This is a genomic window from Chlorobium ferrooxidans DSM 13031 (assembly GCF_000168715.1).
GTDB classification, from domain to species: domain Bacteria; phylum Bacteroidota; class Chlorobiia; order Chlorobiales; family Chlorobiaceae; genus Chlorobium; species Chlorobium ferrooxidans.
Genome location: NZ_AASE01000007.1, coordinates 46,393 through 64,267 on the forward strand (window position 1 = coordinate 46,393; position 17,875 = coordinate 64,267).

At 51.1% G+C, this 17,875-nt stretch carries 16 protein-coding genes; 8 read left to right on the forward strand and 8 right to left on the reverse strand.

Annotation, left to right across the window (positions count from 1 at the left end):
* Positions 1–119 precede the first annotated feature (119 nt).
* Entirely contained in the window at positions 120–1,421 is a 1,302-nt protein-coding gene (locus CFERDRAFT_RS05320) for an NCS2 family permease (protein WP_040433231.1), read from the forward strand.
* Between the two features lie 14 nt (positions 1,422–1,435).
* Entirely contained in the window at positions 1,436–2,293 is an 858-nt protein-coding gene (locus tag CFERDRAFT_RS05325; RefSeq protein ID WP_006366189.1) for a nitrilase-related carbon-nitrogen hydrolase, read from the forward strand.
* Between the two features lie 53 nt (positions 2,294–2,346).
* Here the strand turns inward: CFERDRAFT_RS05325 and ispE are convergent, their stop codons facing one another.
* Positions 2,347–3,207, reverse strand: coding sequence for a 4-(cytidine 5'-diphospho)-2-C-methyl-D-erythritol kinase (gene ispE / locus CFERDRAFT_RS05330; RefSeq protein WP_006366190.1), 861 nt, complete (start codon positions 3,205–3,207; stop codon positions 2,347–2,349).
* A 172-nt stretch (positions 3,208–3,379) separates the two neighbouring features.
* Here ispE and CFERDRAFT_RS05335 point away from each other — a divergent pair, with 172 nt between their 5' ends.
* On the forward strand, positions 3,380–4,165 hold the full coding sequence (locus CFERDRAFT_RS05335; RefSeq protein ID WP_198002401.1) for an SPOR domain-containing protein: 786 nt from the start codon (positions 3,380–3,382) through the stop codon (positions 4,163–4,165).
* A gap of 36 nt (positions 4,166–4,201) precedes the next feature.
* The gene (locus CFERDRAFT_RS05340; RefSeq protein WP_006366192.1) at positions 4,202–5,353 is read left to right on the forward strand and encodes a sigma-54 interaction domain-containing protein; all 1,152 of its coding nucleotides are present in this window, start codon (positions 4,202–4,204) and stop codon (positions 5,351–5,353) included.
* Between the two features lie 77 nt (positions 5,354–5,430).
* Here the strand turns inward: CFERDRAFT_RS05340 and lnt are convergent, their stop codons facing one another.
* On the reverse strand, positions 5,431–7,047 hold the full coding sequence (lnt, locus tag CFERDRAFT_RS05345; protein WP_006366193.1) for an apolipoprotein N-acyltransferase: 1,617 nt from the start codon (positions 7,045–7,047) through the stop codon (positions 5,431–5,433).
* Between the two features lie 242 nt (positions 7,048–7,289).
* On the opposite strand from lnt, the gene CFERDRAFT_RS05350 reads away from it, so the two are divergent.
* Complete coding sequence (locus CFERDRAFT_RS05350) at positions 7,290–8,390, forward strand: bacteriochlorophyll a protein (RefSeq protein ID WP_006366194.1); 1,101 nt, start codon at positions 7,290–7,292, stop codon at positions 8,388–8,390.
* 82 nt (positions 8,391–8,472) lie between these two features.
* Here the strand turns inward: CFERDRAFT_RS05350 and CFERDRAFT_RS05355 are convergent, their stop codons facing one another.
* On the reverse strand, positions 8,473–8,874 hold the full coding sequence (locus CFERDRAFT_RS05355) for a MerR family transcriptional regulator (protein WP_006366195.1): 402 nt from the start codon (positions 8,872–8,874) through the stop codon (positions 8,473–8,475).
* 81 nt (positions 8,875–8,955) lie between these two features.
* On the opposite strand from CFERDRAFT_RS05355, the gene CFERDRAFT_RS05360 reads away from it, so the two are divergent.
* Positions 8,956–10,707: an ABC transporter ATP-binding protein gene (locus tag CFERDRAFT_RS05360; protein WP_006366196.1), complete on the forward strand. Its 1,752-nt coding sequence runs from the start codon at positions 8,956–8,958 to the stop codon at positions 10,705–10,707.
* A gap of 101 nt (positions 10,708–10,808) precedes the next feature.
* Here the strand turns inward: CFERDRAFT_RS05360 and purT are convergent, their stop codons facing one another.
* From purT to mutS, 5 genes are all read right to left on the reverse strand, one after another.
* Positions 10,809–11,987 carry a formate-dependent phosphoribosylglycinamide formyltransferase gene (gene purT, locus CFERDRAFT_RS05365; RefSeq protein WP_269479151.1) on the reverse strand — a complete coding sequence of 393 codons (1,179 nt, stop codon included), beginning with the start codon at positions 11,985–11,987 and terminating at the stop codon, positions 10,809–10,811.
* Positions 11,988–12,050: 63 nt separating this feature from the next.
* On the reverse strand, positions 12,051–12,380 hold the full coding sequence (locus CFERDRAFT_RS05370; RefSeq protein WP_006366242.1) for a type II toxin-antitoxin system RelE/ParE family toxin: 330 nt from the start codon (positions 12,378–12,380) through the stop codon (positions 12,051–12,053).
* Entirely contained in the window at positions 12,377–12,658 is a 282-nt protein-coding gene (locus tag CFERDRAFT_RS05375) for a type II toxin-antitoxin system Phd/YefM family antitoxin (RefSeq protein WP_006366198.1), read from the reverse strand. Before CFERDRAFT_RS05375 ends, CFERDRAFT_RS05370 begins: the two co-directional genes overlap by 4 nt.
* 144 nt (positions 12,659–12,802) lie before the next feature.
* Complete coding sequence (locus tag CFERDRAFT_RS05380; RefSeq protein WP_006366199.1) at positions 12,803–14,236, reverse strand: B12-binding domain-containing radical SAM protein; 1,434 nt, start codon at positions 14,234–14,236, stop codon at positions 12,803–12,805.
* Positions 14,236–16,863 carry a DNA mismatch repair protein MutS gene (mutS, locus tag CFERDRAFT_RS05385; protein ID WP_006366200.1) on the reverse strand — a complete coding sequence of 876 codons (2,628 nt, stop codon included), beginning with the start codon at positions 16,861–16,863 and terminating at the stop codon, positions 14,236–14,238. Before mutS ends, CFERDRAFT_RS05380 begins: the two co-directional genes overlap by 1 nt.
* A gap of 316 nt (positions 16,864–17,179) precedes the next feature.
* Between mutS and rplU the strand changes: the two genes are divergently transcribed.
* Complete coding sequence (gene rplU / locus CFERDRAFT_RS05390) at positions 17,180–17,470, forward strand: 50S ribosomal protein L21 (RefSeq protein WP_006366201.1); 291 nt, start codon at positions 17,180–17,182, stop codon at positions 17,468–17,470.
* 40 nt (positions 17,471–17,510) lie between these two features.
* Positions 17,511–17,765 (forward strand): 50S ribosomal protein L27, encoded by a 255-nt coding sequence (gene rpmA / locus CFERDRAFT_RS05395; protein ID WP_006366202.1) that lies wholly within the window; start codon positions 17,511–17,513, stop codon positions 17,763–17,765.
* Positions 17,766–17,875: the final 110 nt, after the last annotated feature.

Here is a 17,875-nt window from a genome sequence, read left to right on the forward strand (position 1 = left end):
AATGCCCGCAATGGCAACTCTCCTGGTCACGAAATTCAGGCCGACCAAACTTCACCATTTTCGCTCTTTATGCGTATCTTGGCTTTATAACAGGCACTTGCCTCAACCAGTCACGAGTAATGCAATCCTACTTCAACTTCAGGGAGCATCGCACCAGTTACCGGCAGGAGACGCTTGCAGGCGTTACGACATTTTTCACTCTCGCCTATATCATCGTTGTCAACCCGGCGATCCTTGCCGCAGCGGGCATCCCGAAAGGTCCATCCATGACCGCAACCATTCTCACCTCCATCTTCGGTACCCTCCTGATGGCGGTATACGCCAAGCGCCCGTTTGCGGTTGCTCCCTACATGGGAGAGAATGCCTTTATTGCCTATACGGTTGTCCAGACACTCGGCTACTCATGGCAGACGGCAATGGCGGCTATCTTTATAGGCGGAGTTCTTTTCACCCTCATTACTATCGGCGGGCTTCGCCAATGGCTGGCTGAAGCTATTCCCGGTTCGCTCAAGCACAGTTTTTCAGGGGGAATCGGTCTCTTTCTTGCCTTTCTGGGGCTCAGCGAGATGGGGATTGTAACACTTGGTGTCCCCGGCGCACCGGTACAACTTGGCAATATTGCTCAACTCCCGGTACTGTTAAGTCTTGGCGGGCTCTTCCTTACCGCCGTTCTTCTCATCCAGCGGGTAACCGGTGCCATTCTTGCCGGAATAGTGGCCACAACAGCTCTCTTTCTTCTGACCGGTCTGGTGCCCCTTCCTGCAACGGCCTTCAGTATGCCGCCCTCCATCGAGCCGATCTTTATGCAAATCGACCTGCAGGGAGCGATGACCTGGGGATTTGCCTGCGTGATCATCAGTGTGCTGGTGATGGATTTTGTCGATACCATGGGCACCCTCTTCGGCCTCGCATCGAGAGCCAACCTGCTTGATGAAAAGGATAACCTGCCGGAGATTGAAAAGCCGATGCTGGTCGATGCGCTCTCCACGATTGCCGCGTCACTTTTCGGCACCACGACAGCGGGCGTCTATATTGAGTCAGCCGCCGGTATTGAGCAGGGAGGAAAAACCGGATTTACGGCGCTTGTTGTGGCCGCGCTCTTCGCTCTTGCCCTCTTTTTTTCACCTGTTCTGACCATTGTTCCGCCCTTCGCCTACGGCCCGGCGCTGGTTATTGTCGGTATGTTCATGCTGCAATCGGTAACAAAAATGGATTTCACCGACTACAGTGAGCTCCTGCCTGCCTTTCTGACCATCGCCCTGATGATCTTCACCTTCAATATCGGCGTCGGGATGACTGCCGGGTTTATTGCCTATGTTCTCCTGAAACTCTTTACCGGAAGGGTGCGCGAGGTGCGCGGCGGCATGTGGATACTTGCGCTGCTCTCCTTTACCTTCTATCTTTTCTACCCCTACCATTAAATTTGGAGCTGACGATGCTGACCGCAAAACTGCGAATAGCCCAGAGTGACTGCACCCTTGCCAATTTTGACGAGAATCTTGAGCGCCACTGCACCCTGACGGAACAGGCTATCCGGGATGGAGCCGATGCCATCGTCTTTCCGGAACTCTCGCTGACCGGTTATAACGTCCAGGATGCCGCACAGGATATCGCCATGCATATCGAGGATGCACGGCTTGCTCCGCTTCGTGAACTGAGCCGGAAGATCACCATCATCTGCGGGAGCATTGAGTTGAGTGAAGAGTACGGAGTCTATAACTCAGCGCTTATGTTTGAGGAAGGAGTTGGCCGGAGTATCCACCGCAAAATCTATCTGCCAACCTACGGTATGTTTGAAGAGTTGCGCTACTTTTCGGCAGGCCAGCAGATCAAGGCGGTCAATTCAAAAAAGCTCGGAAGAATCGGGGTGGCAATATGCGAGGATTTCTGGCATGTATCGGTGCCCTATCTGCTTGCCCATCAGGGGGCAAAGCTGCTGCTGGTACTCATGTCAAGTCCGCTCCGGCTCTCTCCCGGAAGCGGCAACCCGGCCATTGTAACCCAGTGGCAGACTATCGCATCCACCTATGCCTTCCTCTTCAGCAGCTACGTCGCCTGTGTAAACCGTGTGGGCAATGAAGACAGCTTCACCTACTGGGGCAACTCATCACTTACCGGGCCGGACGGAAGCGTGATTGGCTCAGCTCCCCTTTTTGAGCCGCATATACTTGATGCTGTGCTGGATTTTGCGGAGATCAAGCGCACCCGTCTGCACTCATCCCACTTTCTTGATGAAGATCTCCGCCTGATCGCCGCTGAACTGAACGATATCATTGTTCAGCGACCGCAGTAATTTCAAATGGGCACCACTATTAAGCTATTCTGCGGTGCCCGAAAGAACTGCTATCAGGCCATGGTAAAACCCGGAGGGGTAAGGCTCTTACGGTAGTTTTCAGGGAGTCGCTTCATGGCTTCGAGTGCATCACGCTCCTCTTCAAAGAGCCCGAATACGGCAGATCCGCTGCCGGAGAGAGAGGCGAAAACAGTTCCGGCATCAAGCAGAGCGCTCTTGACCGCGCGAACGGCAGGAAAATGGTCAAACACGGCCGGTTCAAAATCATTTTCAAAAAGAGGAAACATCGCTTTATTGCCACCGAGGCAGAGCTCTGAAGCACTCTTTTTCAGGTCAGGAATTTGGCGATCAAAACGCTTGTAAAAGTTCCGGTATGCCCATACGGTTGAGATATGCTCTTCGGGAAAAACCGTCACCACATACCAGGGAAGAGTGAATCCCAAATCTTCAAGTTCATCGCCGATCCCCCTGGCATAGGCAAGGCCTTTCATGGAGAGAAAATAGGGGACATCTGCGCCGAGTTTCACGGCGAGTTTGTGCAGGTCGGTTTGAGAGACGTTGAGCTGCCACAGCTCATTGAGCACCCTGAGCACGGTTGCTGCATCGCTGCTTCCACCTCCCAGTCCGGCACCGAAGGGTACCTGCTTGAGAAGCGTCATGGAAACACCTTTTGAAGTGCCGGAGAAGTGCTGAAGCGATCTGGCCGCCCTGATGCAGAGATTGTTCTCATCAACCGGAAGGTCAACGTTGGAACAGCTCATCGAGACCGTTCCGGATTCGGTAAATTCTATGGTGTCGTACCAGTTGATTGGGGCAAAAATGGTCTCAAGCGTGTGGTATCCGTCATCGCGTTTGCCGGTGATGAGCAATCCGAGATTGATTTTCGCAAAGGAGTTAACCGAAAGAGTATGCATGACGAGTGCCTGGTTTAAAAGTAAGCTGTAAAATACCTGATTGCCCGACTATCCCTTTAATTGACGCCGCTCATAAGGTTTTTTTGGGATTCCCTTTATAAGAAAATATTTGGCATATTGATCTACTCTGATGGAAAAGCAGACCAATACTGAACAAGAAGAACCGGAAACCATGTCTTTTGACTATTCAAAGTGCCGACCAGGAAAAAAAATCCTGCTGCAATGTGTCGCACTTCTCGCCCTGCTTCTCTTGCCGACCGCTCTTTATGCCCTTGATAATGCCTCATACGCTCAAGAGATACGAAAGTACGTCGATGAAGATAAGGTTTATTTGTTAGAAAATATCCGTCAAAAAGTAACCCGCAAGTCAGAACAGATCGTTATTGAAGCGCTCCTTTCGGAAGACGGGCCACAGGCGTTTGCACTCTACCGGAAACAGTTACGGGAGTATCCGGATCCGGCAATCGATCCGCTCAGTTCATCACGAATAGCCGCATACAACCTTGTAAAACTGAGTCCGCCAGCCGAGCCTGAACTTTCCGCATCTCTATCCATACCCCGGAAGCTCTCCCCGGAACTGCCGGACACCACAAAACAGTTGGTAACTCCCCGAGTCGGCACTGGAGTTCCAGCCCAGCCGAAAACTGCCGGAGCAAAAGACACTACAAAAGCAATTACAGCACTGCGGGCCAAAGCCCTCGGAGCTTCAATTTCCACACCTAAAGAGATAAAAAGCATGACCGGGACGGGGACCTGCACCCTGCAGTTCGGAAGTTTTTCAAACAGGGAGAATGCCGAAACCCTTGCAGGGAAAATGGCCGGAAAGCTCCCGGTAGAGATTGTTTTGCAGGGCAGAATGCATAAAGTGCAACTGAAAACAAATTACACCTCGCATGAGGAGGCGATAGCCGCAGCAAAAAAACTGCCGTTCGACTCCATTGTTGTTCCAGTCAGGTAACGGTATGAGAGGTTGAATCAAAGCCGGAAAATCCCGATGAAACGAGAGATAACCATCGATGGACAATCACTCCTGATCTCCCAGCTCAAGCAACTTGCCCTGCAGGTAGCTGAAACCGATATTACCGTCCTGATCATCGGAGAGACCGGTTCGGGAAAAGAGGTTCTGGCACGTTACATCCATGCCCACAGCCGGCGTGCCGATAAAAGCTTTATCCCTGTTAATTGCGGAGCCATTCCTGCCGGAATTCTTGAGTCGGAACTCTTCGGCCATGAAAAAGGTGCCTTTACCGGGGCAGTACAAAGCAGGAAGGGTTACTTTGAAAGTGCAGACCGGGGCACGATTTTTCTTGATGAAATCGGTGAAATGCCGCTCGAAACCCAGGTAAAGTTTCTCCGAGTGATAGAGTCCGGTGAGTTTCAACGGGTAGGATCATCGGAAACCATCTACTCTGATGCACGCATTATTGCCGCCACAAACCGGAACATGAATCAGGCGGTTGCGGAAAAAAACTTCCGCGAGGATCTCTTCTACCGGCTGCGAAGCGTTGAACTCCAGATACCGCCGCTCAGGGAGAGAGGTCGCGATATCTTGCTGCTTGCAGAAAATTTTGTCCATGAATTCGAGCGCAAGCACACCATTGCCTTTGAAGGATTCAGCCCCGATGCCGCCGAAATGCTGATGCGATATGCGTGGCCCGGAAATGTCCGGGAGCTGAGAAATCTTATAGAGTCCCTGCTTGTGCTTGAAAAAGGCAGATATATAACCCCTGAACTTCTTGAAAAACATCTGGTGCAGCGCAACCGTTACAAAAGTCTGATCCACGACCCGGTCAGATCGGAAAAAAACGAACTTCAGGCCATCTACAGCGGAATTATCCAGCTTCGCCAGGAGATAGGAGATATCCGCCAGATGCTCCAGCATCTGATCCAGTCGCGACCACACTCCCCGCTGCTGCTTCCTGATGCTTCAGTAACCGCTATTCCGCTCAGTTCCGGCCCGCTCAACAGCGCAGAGGAAAATACCGGGGAGGCCCTCTCCGCATCTCAGCTCTCTTTGAACGATATCGAAAAAAAATCCATAGCCACTGCTCTCGAAACCTTTCAGGGAAATAAACGAAAGACCGCCCAGGCACTCGGCATCACCGAACGCACCCTCTACCGCAAAATCAAGAGTTACAACCTGTAAGCGATTCTGGATTTTGAATTCTGAATTTTGGATTAATTCTGATTGATTTTTATAGATCCCATAAGACCTATAAAAAATCACCTCTTTCCCCTTCTGAAAAACGCCACCCCGATAAGAACTACCGATATAACCGATGCGACTTTCGGCAACAGGTCGGGATTGCGGGTGTAAAAGGTGAGGCGGCTCTCAAGCGGAACATCCGCTGTCAAGGTCAGCTCCTGCCACCAGGGAAGTTCCGCTGTAATACGGCCGAACTTGTCAATAAAGACCGTAAGCCCGGTATTGGCGCATCGGGCCATCGCCCGGCGATTTTCGATGCAGCGTATCCGGCCGATCGCCAGATGCTGGTATGGGCCGTAAGAGGTCGAATACCAGCCGTCATTGGTGACAAGGGTTAGAAACTGCGCCCCCTTACGGACAAACCCGGTAACAAGCCCGGGAAAAATGGATTCATAACAGATAATATTGGCGGTCAACACCTTACCGTATCGTGCGCTTGGCAGCTCCATAACCGTGCTCTCGCTCCCTCTTCCCCAACTGCTTATGCCTGCAAGGGAGAAGGTGAAATTTCCCAGCCAGGGAAGATACTCAACATAGGGAACCCTTTCGGCAAACGGCACCAGGCGCATTTTACGGTAGATCTGCGGGGGCCTCTCGCCCGGCACAAGCAGCATTGAAGCGTTATAGGTCTCATAGGGCTGACGGAGAGCCGTGTCAAATTTCCCCGGGTTGTCAGACCTCGGCAAACTGCCTTCAGGATAACGGACAATATCAGAGTACCCGGTCAGAAGTGCCGTGTTCCAGCGACGGAGTGAGCTTCGAAGCGAAAGAAGATCTGCTGCATAGGGGCTGTCGAGAATGTAAAACGGAATAGCTGTTTCCGGCCATATAACCAGCTCTGGTCTGTTTTCACGAACCGCCCGCCCGGTAAGCTGGTAGTATCGCTCCATGATGTCGGAACTGTGTTGAATACCCCATTTTTTGTGGGGATCAATATCCGGCTGGATGAGCGTGATCCTGAGCTTCGCAATATCACGCTCTGATGGACTCTCCTGATAAAACAGAGCGGTCGAATAGAGGAGCGGCAGGGCAATCATCATCACCATGGCAGACACAGAAAGGATTACCTCCCTGCGGTTTCCGGTCACTGCCAGCAGAACCAGTATATTAAAAGAGAGAAGCCAGAAACTTATCCCCCATACTCCGGTCAGATCGGCATACTGAATCATAAAACTGAGTGCGGACTGGGAGTTCCCGAGAGTAAGCCAGCCAAGGGAGAGATCCTGCTGCATATAGAGCCACTCCCATGCCACCCAGAGAAAAGGAAGAGCAAAAAGGGCATATCGAAACCCTGCAAGACGTTTCAGTGCATAAAAACCGAGCAGGGGCAGTGTCAGAAAAAATGCCTGCGCAATGATGGTAAGCACTCCGCCCGGCAGAGTCGCAAGTGAGACCCACCAGAGGCTGATCGTGCAGAAAAGCAGCATGGATAGATAAACCCGCCGGAAAAACTCCCCGACCGGCTCATCGCGCTGAAAAGAGAGGAGAAGCGGAACGAGAGCAACCCATGCAAGCAACTCAAGATGAATAAAAGGATAGGAAGGAAAGGAAAGTCCGAGAAGGGTTCCGCTCCAGAGGGAGGGGAGGAAACGGGAATGAATCAGCTTTTTCACGGTCAAAGAGAATGAAGTCATCTTGAGTTCAAAGAGTTATCATCTGAATCAAAAAAGAAATAAAAACAGCCGGGTGAAACGCGAAGCCGAGAGAAGTATACAATATTTAGGTCGAACAGATAATCACGTAAAAGATATTTTGCTTTAATTATTGATTTTTATTCTTTAAATTTATTCTAAGCTGTTATTTAACAGGAATGGACTGCTCAAAATTTTCCTGCAAATATCCAATTTCAACGCCATTAGAAAAAGGAGAAATCACTATGGCTCTTTTCGGCACTAAAGACACCACCACCGCACACTCCGATTACGAGATCGTTCTTGAGGGCGGATCAAGCTCATGGGGCAAAGTAAAATGCCGGGCGAAAGTTAATGTGCCCCCGGCACTCCCCCTGCTGCCGGCTGACTGTAACATTAAAATCAATGTAAAACCTCTTGATCCTGCAAAAGGGTTTGTCAGGTTTTCCGCAGTAATTGAGTCAATTGTTGACAGCACGAAAAACAAACTGGTTGTCGAGGCTGACATTGCCAATGAAACCAAGGAAAGAAGAATCTGTGTCGGAGAAGGTTCCGTTTCCGTAGGCGATTTCTCCCACTCATTCTCCTTTGAAGGCTCCGTTGTCAACCTCTTCTACTACCGCTCAGACGCAGTCCGCAGAAATGTCCCGAACCCGATCTACATGCAGGGACGTCAGTTCCATGACATTATCATGAAGGTGCCTCTTGACAATCCCGATGTTATCGACACATGGGAAGGCACACTGAAAGCACTTCAGTCAAACGGATCGTTCAATGACTGGATTCGCGAGTTCTGGTTTATCGGACCTGCCTTTACTGCACTGAACGAAGGCGGCCAGAGAATTTCAAAAATCGAAGTCAACAGCATCGGCACCCAGAGCGGCGAAAAAGGCCCGGTCGGCGTTACCAGATGGCGCTTCTCTCATGGCGGTTCCGGTATTGTGGACTCCATCGCACGCTGGGCAGAACTCTTCCCTGCTGACAAACTCAACAGACCGGCAACGGTTGAAGCAGGATTCCGTTCCGACTCACAGGGTATCGAAGTCAAGGTTGACGGCGATTTCCCCGGCGTATCGGTAGATGCAGGCGGCGGTCTTCGCAGAATCCTGAACCACCCGCTCATTCCGCTTGTACACCACGGCATGGTTGGCAAGTTCAACGACTTTACCGTCGATACACAGCTTAAAATCGTTCTGCCTAAAGGATACAAAGTGCGTTATGCTGCACCGCAGTTCCGTTCACAGAACCTTGAAGAGTATCGCTGGAGCGGTGGCGCTTATGCCCGCTGGGTTGAGCATGTCTGCAAAGGCGGCACAGGACAGTTTGAAGTCCTCTACGCTCAGTAAGCATTACAGCATCAGTAACAGAAAAACCGGCTCCTTGCCGGTTTTTCTGTTCTATGTTCCTGCGCCGACAAAAGGCATCCATCTACCCCAGCAACTGCAAAATATCCTCAATCTCCTCCTTGATCTCCTTCATGAGTGAGAGGCGACGCTCGTCAACAACCGTATTGCGTTTCTTCTCCTGGCCAATCTGTTTCTGGAGCTTCAGAATCTCCGTGGTCTTGTGATCGCCTTCACTATCCTTGAGAACCCCTTTGACGATCTCGCTGGCTTTGCCGAGCCGGTAGCCTTTCTCATAGACCAGCTCCTTGATATTGAGCACCATGGCGATATCGCGGTTGGTATAGCGCCGATTGCCTCTGGTATCCCTGGCAGGAGCAAGTTCAGTAAAAAAACTTTCCCAGTACCTGAGCAGGTAGGACGGAATACCGGCGATTTTACTCACCTCACCGATGGAGTAGTAGTTTTTTCTTGAATCGAATGCCATAAAACGGAAGTGACTGATGAAATTTTGATTTCCCTATTCTTATTATACATTACTACCGTCACGATCAAAAACATATGACGGATGAAAAATCTACTCAGCCTTAAACCCTACCTGCTCCGGTATAAAAAAAACCTGCTGGCGGGTTTTTTCTACGTCATCCTGACCAATCTTTTCGCTGTCATCGGACCGAAATATATCGGCATGGCCATCGACACCATGAACCGGCGCTTCGAGCTTGAGCATGTACTTGGTGATACGGCTCTCTATTTTCTCTTTGCATTGCTCAGCGGTTTTTTTCTCTTTCTGGTGCGCCAGAACATTATTGTCATCTCAAGAGAGATTGAATTTGACCTTAAAAACGACTATTTCAATCATCTGCAGAAACTCCCCCGGAAATTTTACAACACGACCAGTACCGGGGAACTCATCTCAAGAGGCACCAACGACCTGAATGCCGTCCGGGAGTTTCTCGGACCCGGCATCATGTACTCCCTCAACACCTTTTTCCGGCTCTTTTTTGCACTCGTAGCCATGATTGCACTCTCTCCGAAACTGACCTTTTTTGCTCTGCTTCCCGCGCCGCTTCTCAGTTATTCAGTCTACAGAATCGGCAGTTCCATGCAGAAACGCTCAAAAAGCATTCAGGAGAGCTATGGAGCCATTACCAATCTTATCCAGGAGAATCTTTCAGGAATCAGGGTTGTAAAAAGCTATACCCGTGAATCTTTCGAGATAGAGCGGTTTCAAAAACTCAACAAAGAATACTACAGCAAAAACCTTTCACTCGGAAAACTTCAGGCACTCTTTTTTGCTTTTCTCACCTCGCTTACCGCGTTCTCACTGCTGCCGGTTGTGTGGGTCGGAGGAGTGAGTGTCATTGAGGGCAGTATGACGGTCGGAGGAATCGCACAATTTATCGTTTATGTTTCCATGCTGAGCTGGCCGATTATCTCGATCGGATGGGTCACCAGTATTGTCCAGAGAGCTGCATCAGCTCAGGTCCGACTTGATGAGATTTTTAGCATAGAGCCCGAAATCGAAGAAAACAGCAGTGACATCAACTCCGAAGAGGAGTTCAAAGGGGCACTCTCATTCCGGAATGTGCGGTTTCACTACCCCGGCCAGGAGAAACGTCCGGTTCTGAAAAACATCTCTCTCGACATTGCTGCCGGATCAAAAGTAGCCATTGTAGGCGCAACCGGCTCGGGCAAGAGTACGCTCGTCAATCTGATACCGCGCCTCTACGAGCCTGATGAGGGTACCATCCTGCTTGACGGACGGGATATCCGGACGCTGCCGCTCAAAACCCTGAGAGAACTCATCGGCTTTGTTCCCCAGGTGAACTTCCTCTTTTCCGACACCATTGAAAACAATATCAACTGGGGAAGCCGGGAAAATGATGCGAGTGAGGTCATCGCGGCAAGCCGCATAGCGATGCTCTATGATGATGTTGAGGAGTTCCCTGACGGATTCGAAACCATGCTTGGTGAAAAAGGGATCAACCTTTCAGGGGGGCAGAAACAGCGTGCCTGTATAGCCAGAGCCATTGCCTGGAAACCGCAGCTTCTGGTGCTTGACGATGCCCTCTCCGCTGTTGATACCGATACGGAAGCCCGGCTTTTCGAAGCCCTGCTGGAGCGCCTCCCGGATACCACGATCCTCCTCATCAGCCACCGGATTTCCACCGTTAAAAACTGCGACCGGATCATTGTGCTAAAGGATGGCATGATTGCCGAGAGCGGCACCCATGCAGAGCTTCTCGAAGAGAACCACCTCTACGCCGAACTCTACAACCAGCAGCTGCTCGAAGAGGAGATTCTCTCGATTTCGTAGAATACCGGGCAACCACAACGGATTGCCCCTGCAGATTTATTCTCCCGGTAAAACATCCATGGAAACAGGATTATCTCCATTGGTCGTCTAATCCTCTCAATTCACAATTCCGTGTTGAGCACCTTCACCTTTGCGGCATTGGCTATCGCCTTTGCTTTCAGGGCATCAACATCGCTCCCCAACTGATCAGAGGCCAGCGTCACTGCCATTCTCCGGTAAGGGCGGGTTGCAGGTTTTCCGAAAATCCGGATGTCGCTGCCGGGCTCTCCGAGGGCATCCTCAACTCCGGTGTAGTAAGGATTCGTGCCCGCCCTGTCGGCCAATACAACCGCACTGGCGCCCGCCTTCAACAGGATGATTTCCGGTATCGGCAGACCGAGGACAGCCCTCGCATGCAGTTCAAACTCCGAAAGGTTTTGCGTACCGGCAAGTGTAACCATACCGGTATCGTGCGGACGGGGGGAGAGTTCGGAAAAATAGATCCCCTCATCAGCGAGAAAAAACTCCACTCCCCAGATCCCGGCACCTGTCAGCGAACGGGTAACCTTTTCTGCTATCTCCTCAGCCTCTTTCAGATGGGCATCACTGATCATGCAGGGCTGCCAGCTCTCCTGATAGTCACCCCGCTCCTGACGGTGACCTATCGGGGGACAGAAAAGCGTCACCCCGTTTTTTTGCGTAACAGTAAGCAGCGTTATTTCAGTATGGAACTGCACAAAGGCCTCCACTATCACTTCAGCTATATCTCCGCGTTTGCCGCTCTGCGAATAGCTCCAGGCTTTTTCAATATCAGCTTCACTTTTCACGGTTGACTGCCCCTTGCCCGACGAGCTCATCAGCGGCTTGACCACACAGGGAATCCCCACCTCCCCCACTGCTGCATGCAGCTCTTCAAGCGACGCTGCATAACGATAGTTTGCCGTACGAAGTCCAAGCTCTTTTGCGGCAAGATCACGAATGGCTTTCCGGTTCATGGTAAAGTTGGCAGCACGGGCTGACGGAACAACCTGTATTCCCTCTTTTTCATAGTCGTAAAAGCGCTCGGTCCGGATCGCCTCTATTTCCGGCACGATCAAGTCGGGCTGGTGTCTGGCAACAATAGCATCCAGCGCGAGACCATCAAGCATGTCGATCACCTCCCGCCCGTCTGCCACCTGCTGCGCCGGAGCATCGTTGTAGCTGTCAACGGCAATCACATGGTGCCCCAAACGCTTGACGGCAATAACAAACTCCTTTCCCAGCTCCCCGCTGCCGAGCAGCATAATTGTCTTTTGTTTCACAGGTAAAAATTATTCTTTAAAAACCGTTGCGATGATATTTCCCGGGCATTTGAGTAAAAGCAGTTACAACTGAACGAGACGGTTCAGCAGAATATCTTCAACATTACGGCGGCCGTCAAGGAGCGCCATGACATAAACGTTGCTCTCAGCAATCCGGTACAACAGCCTCCACGGAGAGATAATCAGCTCCCGATAGATAAAAATACCATTCGAATGAAGTTCCGGAACTATTCGGCCTCGCTCGGGCAAGCTATATAACGATGCCGCTTTGTTTCTGATTTTTTCCAGAACATGCAAAGCATTCTGTGGATTGTCACTCGCAATAAAAGCTGTAATATCTCCGAGATCCCTTTCAGCAGCGTGAGTCCATAAAACCTTATAGACTACACTCATGGTGTCTGCTCTCTTAACAAACGTTCAAGATCGCTGAATACCTCCTCTTGCGGTCGTATGTTACCTTTTCGGACATCCTCTTCACCCTGGGCCAGCAGTTTCAGCAATCCGAGAGCATTGCGCATCTCTTCATAGCTTTTCGGGTCCTGAAGAACAGCTCGCGGCTCGCCATTCTGGGTAATAATCACCGGACGATGCGTCTCGTTGATCTGATCGAGGAGATCAGCAGCTTTTGCCTTGAGATAGGTGACCGGTTTGATGTCGTTAGTAATATGCATCGCTTCCCCTGTTCGTTGCTTCTTCAATCCTAATATAGTACGATATTCGGCCTGAAGAAAGGGGGCTATCAGAACTGTTACACAACGTCGAGATGTTCAAAAATCAAAAGCAGAATGAGAAGGATTCTTTTATGATGCTATTCATCAGGACTCAAGCTCGCGCAACTGACGGTGGAGGTCTTTACGGGAGAGGCCGTACATGTGGACATAGAGGAGATTGAACATGAGCACGGCTGAGCGGAGCTGGGGAGCACGTATGGCCCGTTTGATGGCGTTCTCTACCGTGAAAACCCGTTTGGTGAGTGAGGTATAGCTTGGAATGAACTCTTCAAGAGAAATTCGCAAAGGCTTGTAGAGCATCTCCTGACCCCATGAGAATCTGAAAGCATCGTGATCATCCCTTGCGTGCAGGAGCCGTCCTTCATTGGCCAGACGATCAAAAACACCGGTTCCGGGAATCGGCCGCAGAAGGTTGATACCGGGCACATCAATACCGGTCTCCTCAATAAAGGCCTCTATCCTGTCGGGCAGCCCGAGGGTATCGCCGTCAAGACCGTAGATAAAGCTGCCGTATACACAGATACCCGCTTTTCGGATATTTTGAATGCACTCAACCTGACGCATGGCCGGGTTGTGAAATTTTTTATGGGCATGGTTGCTGCCATCCTCAATGCTCTCGATGCCGACAAGCAGGGCTCCGCACCCTGAACGGGCAAAGGCCTCAAGCAGCTTCGGCTGCTCACCGAGCGCAGTGGTCGCCTGACCCACCCATTTTATCCCGAAAGGAATGAGCCCGGTGAAAAGTTCATGGGCATAGGCCTCGTCAGCGTTGACGGTGTCGTCAAGAAAGAAAAAGATCCGCTTGTCCTCTTTGAGAAAGAGTTCGACCTCCCTGAGCACATCACGAACACGACGGTGACGGAGGCGGTGACCGTTCATGACATGCACATTGCAGAAGTCACAGCTGTAGGGGCACCCTCTCGTGGTCTGCACCACATTGGTGGTAAAGTAGCTCCGGATATCAAGCGCGCTTTTGCTTACGGTGCGCTCCGCTGAAAGATCGGGAAAAGTTTCAACGCGGTACTCCGGCTTCAGTGCTCCGCGTCGAAGATCCTCCTGAACCTCCCGCCAGATCTCGTCAGCCTCTCCAATCACAATTGCATCGGCATGACTGCGGCAATTTTCAGGAAAAATAGTCACGTATGGTCCGCCAAGCACCACCTTGATCCCTTTTGAGCGAAGATGACGGGCAAGATCAAAGGCGGGTTTCACCGCGCCGGTCTGAACACTGATGCCTGCCAGATCCCAGTGCTGATCAAGCGGAAGCTGCTCGAAGCGCAAGTCACAGATGGTCTGGCTGACTCCCTCAACCTGCTGTGAACTGAGAATCATCAGCGAAAGCGGAGGAATGGCGAACTGTGCCCTGCGGATGATATTGCTGAGCGCACGCTCCTTGAGCGAACTTAAAAAACTCTGTTTTACGGTAGCGCTGTCGAGCAATGAGGCTCCGTCAACACCGCTGTCGGCCTGGATGAAAATCAGCAGTACCTTTTTCTCAACTCCACCGCTATCCTTCATCAAAAGCCTCCGCTTGAGCGTGCCAGATCCTGGAGCTTCTGCAGTTCAAGCAGCCCTTCAATCGGAGTGAGCCGGTCAAGATCAAGCATCTCAAGCGCCCTGCGGAGCCGCGAGTCGGACTCTTCAAAAAGACTGATCTGCATGCTTTTCACCGTCGGCGGGCGGTCAAGTGGAATCTCGATATCACGTTTCTCCATTCCGGCAAGAATCTCCCTTGCCCGCACAATAACTTCCGCCGGCATCCCGGCCATTTTTGCCACCTCGATACCGTAGCTGTTATCGGTGGAGCCCCGAACAATCTTGCGCAGAAAAATCACCCGGTCAGCGGTCTCCACAACCGTTGCATTATAGTTTACAACTCCGGGAATCCGGTTTTCAAGCTCGGCAAGCTCATGGTAGTGGGTCGCAAAGAGCGTTCTGGCGCCGATTGCGTGAGCGATATACTCGCTCATCGACCAGGCAATCGACATGCCGTCAAAGGTGCTGGTACCTCGACCGATCTCGTCAAGCAGAAGCAGACTTGTTGCTGTGGCATTGTTAAGAATGCTGGCCGCTTCATTCATCTCGACAAGAAAGGTGCTCTCCCCCGAGGCAAGATTGTCCGAAGCGCCGACTCTGGTAAATATCCGGTCAACAAGACCGATTTCAGCACGTTCGGCAGGCACAAAACTGCCCGCCTGCGCCAGCAGGACGATGAGGCCGGTCTGCCGGAGAAAGGAGCTTTTTCCGGCCATGTTGGGGCCGGTGATGATGAGCATCTTCTGTTTTTCATCAAACAGACAGTCGTTCTGCACATAGGGTTCATCATCGCTCATGATCCGCTCAAGCACCGGGTGGCGTCCATTGATGATCTCAAGATTGCGGTGATCACTCATTTCCGGTTTACAGTAACCGTACTGAACGGCAGCTAAGGCAAACGAAAAGAGTGCATCAAGCTCGGCAATGACCGAGGCATTGGTTTGAATCAGGGAAGCCTGCCCTGCCACTTCAGCACAAAGGTCGTGAAAGAGACGGGCCTCAAGCGCAAAGCTTTTCTCTTCGGCATTGAGAATCTTCTCCTCATACTCCTTCAGGGCCGGTATGGTGTAGCGTTCGGCATTGACAAGGGTCTGCTTTTTCTCATAATAGGGTGGCACCTTGTCGCTGTTGGCACGGCTTATTTCGATGTAGTAGCCGAATACCTTGTTGAACTGTACCTTGAGCGAGGAGATCGAGGTGTTGAGGCGCTCCTGCTGCTGAATCTCCATAAGGCGATCCTTGGCCGTCGAAGAGATGGAGCGGAGATCATCAAGCTCCGCGTGAAAACCGCTCCTGATATACCCCCCGTCCCGCATGGAAGCTCCGGATTCGGGATCTATGGCCTCTTCAATGCGCCGGGCAAGTTCGGGCAGCGGATTCAGTCTGGCAGCAAGGGAGCGAAGCCTTGCGCTTGCCGCCTCCTGAAGCAGCTCCTGAAGTGAGGGAATAATGGCAAGCGAAATGCCAAGTTGTCGAACCTCTCTCGGCATGGTGCGAAAGGTGGCAATCCGCGCAAGTGAACGCTCCAGATCATTGATGGCTGAAAGCTTTTCACCAAGCCCTTCCCGCATCTCCCTGCACCCGGTCAACTCCTCAACCGCATCGAGCCGGAGCTGGATATCCTCAATTTTTCTCAGCGGTCGCTGCAGCCACCGGCGGATGAGTCGCGCCCCCATGGGGTTGCAGGTATGGTCCATCACCTGGAGCAGACTGCCGTTGAGCGTACCGTCCTGCATGGAGGAGATGATCTCAAGATTACGCTTTGTCTGCAAGTCGAGCGTCATATGATCATCGCCATGCAGCTCGCTGATCCGGGTGATATAGTGCAGGCGGTTCTGCCGGGTCTCTTCGAGATACTGGAGAATAACTCCTGCAGCAACACGGCCTGCACGGTTCCCCTCAATACCGAACCCTTTAAGGGAGTGGGTTTTGAAGTGGCGTGAAAGCACCTCACCGGTCTGTTCTTCACCGAACATCCAGGCATCAAGCTCGGTAATGAGCAGCTCCTGTGAACAGGATTGTTTCAGCTGCTCAAACCGGGCGCGCTCTGAGGCGGAAATGAGAATTTCGGATGGATGGAGTGAAAGCAGAAACTCCCTGACTCCCTCAGGCTCCATGGAGGCAATGCTGAACTCAGCGGTGGTCACATCAATAAAGGCAACTCCGGCGATAGTTGCGCGGCCCTCCCTGAGAAAGGCCACGGCACAGAGATAGTTGTTGTGCCGGTCATCAAGTATCTTGTCGCTGAAGGTGATGCCGGGGGTGACAATATCGGTGATTTCCCGGCGGACAATCCCCTTTGCCTCTGCCGGGTCTTCAACCTGGTCACACACCGCAACCTTGAACCCTTTCTTGACCAGTTTGGCAATATAGCCCTCACTGGCATGGTGGGGAAAACCTGCCATAGGCACTTCAGCCGACGAGCCGTTGGAGCGCTTTGTCAGTACAATATTGAGTGCACCGGAAACCAGACGGGCATCCTCAAAAAAGGTTTCGTAAAAGTCCCCTACCCGGAAAAGCAGCAGAAATTCAGGGTACCGCTCCTTGACCTCCAGATACTGGCGCATCATGGGAGAGTGCTCTTTCTGTGTACCCTTTTCTTTGCTCATAGAGAACCCATCGACGATTGAATAGTTACCCGGTTACCAGCCAAAACAATACCGCTCTCGAAAAGAAGAAGCTACTTCAGCGCATCTAAATAAACAAACGACAACAACCTCTTTCAGAAAAGGGAAATACTCTCCTGTTCAGCGCTTGAAGTTCCTGCCGGCGACCTCATCCAGACTCCTGAAAACGGGCACTCTGCCGGAGAAAGCAGGACCTTCAGAAAGTGTCGCAGGATATATGGATTTTAGCGCTGCTCATGTTTGAATATGAGGGAATTAATACTATATTTCAGTCCTTTATCACTAAAATACGAGCAAGATGCAGGCGTTGATCAAGATTTCCGATAAACAATTTCTGGTAAAACAGGGCGACAAGCTCTTTGTGCCCAAACAACAAGCCGCAATCGGCGATACCATGGAAATCAAAACCATGGCTGAGATTGACGGTATCAATACTAATCTGAATCCTGCAGGCAGCATTCAGGCCAAGGTTCTTGATCATGTCAAGGATGACAAGGTTATTGTTTTCAAGAAAAAACGCAGAAAACGCTACCAGTCAAGAAACGGTCACCGTCAGCAGATGACCCAGATTGAAGTTATTTCTATCTAAGAAAACAGTTCAGGATTTTTAACGTTAATTTCTTTTTCCCATGGCACATAAAAAGGGTGGCGGTTCAACCAAAAACGGACGCGACAGTAATCCTAAATATCTCGGCGTAAAAGCTGCCGGCGGCTCAACGGTCAGTGCTGGCACAATCATTGTCCGCCAGAGAGGAACTGTTATCAATGCAGGCTCAAATGCCGGATTAGGCAGGGATCATACCATATTTGCACTTGTTGACGGCGTTGTCACCTTCCGCAACGGAAGGAACAACAAAAAACAGGTCAACATCATCCCCTGCTGATTTTGCTTGCTGCAAAATAAGCTTATATTTAAAAGCCGTCTTTTTCTTCAAGGCGGCTTTTTTTATGCTCAACCTGATTGCTCGATCTTCGGAGCATAAACATCATTCAG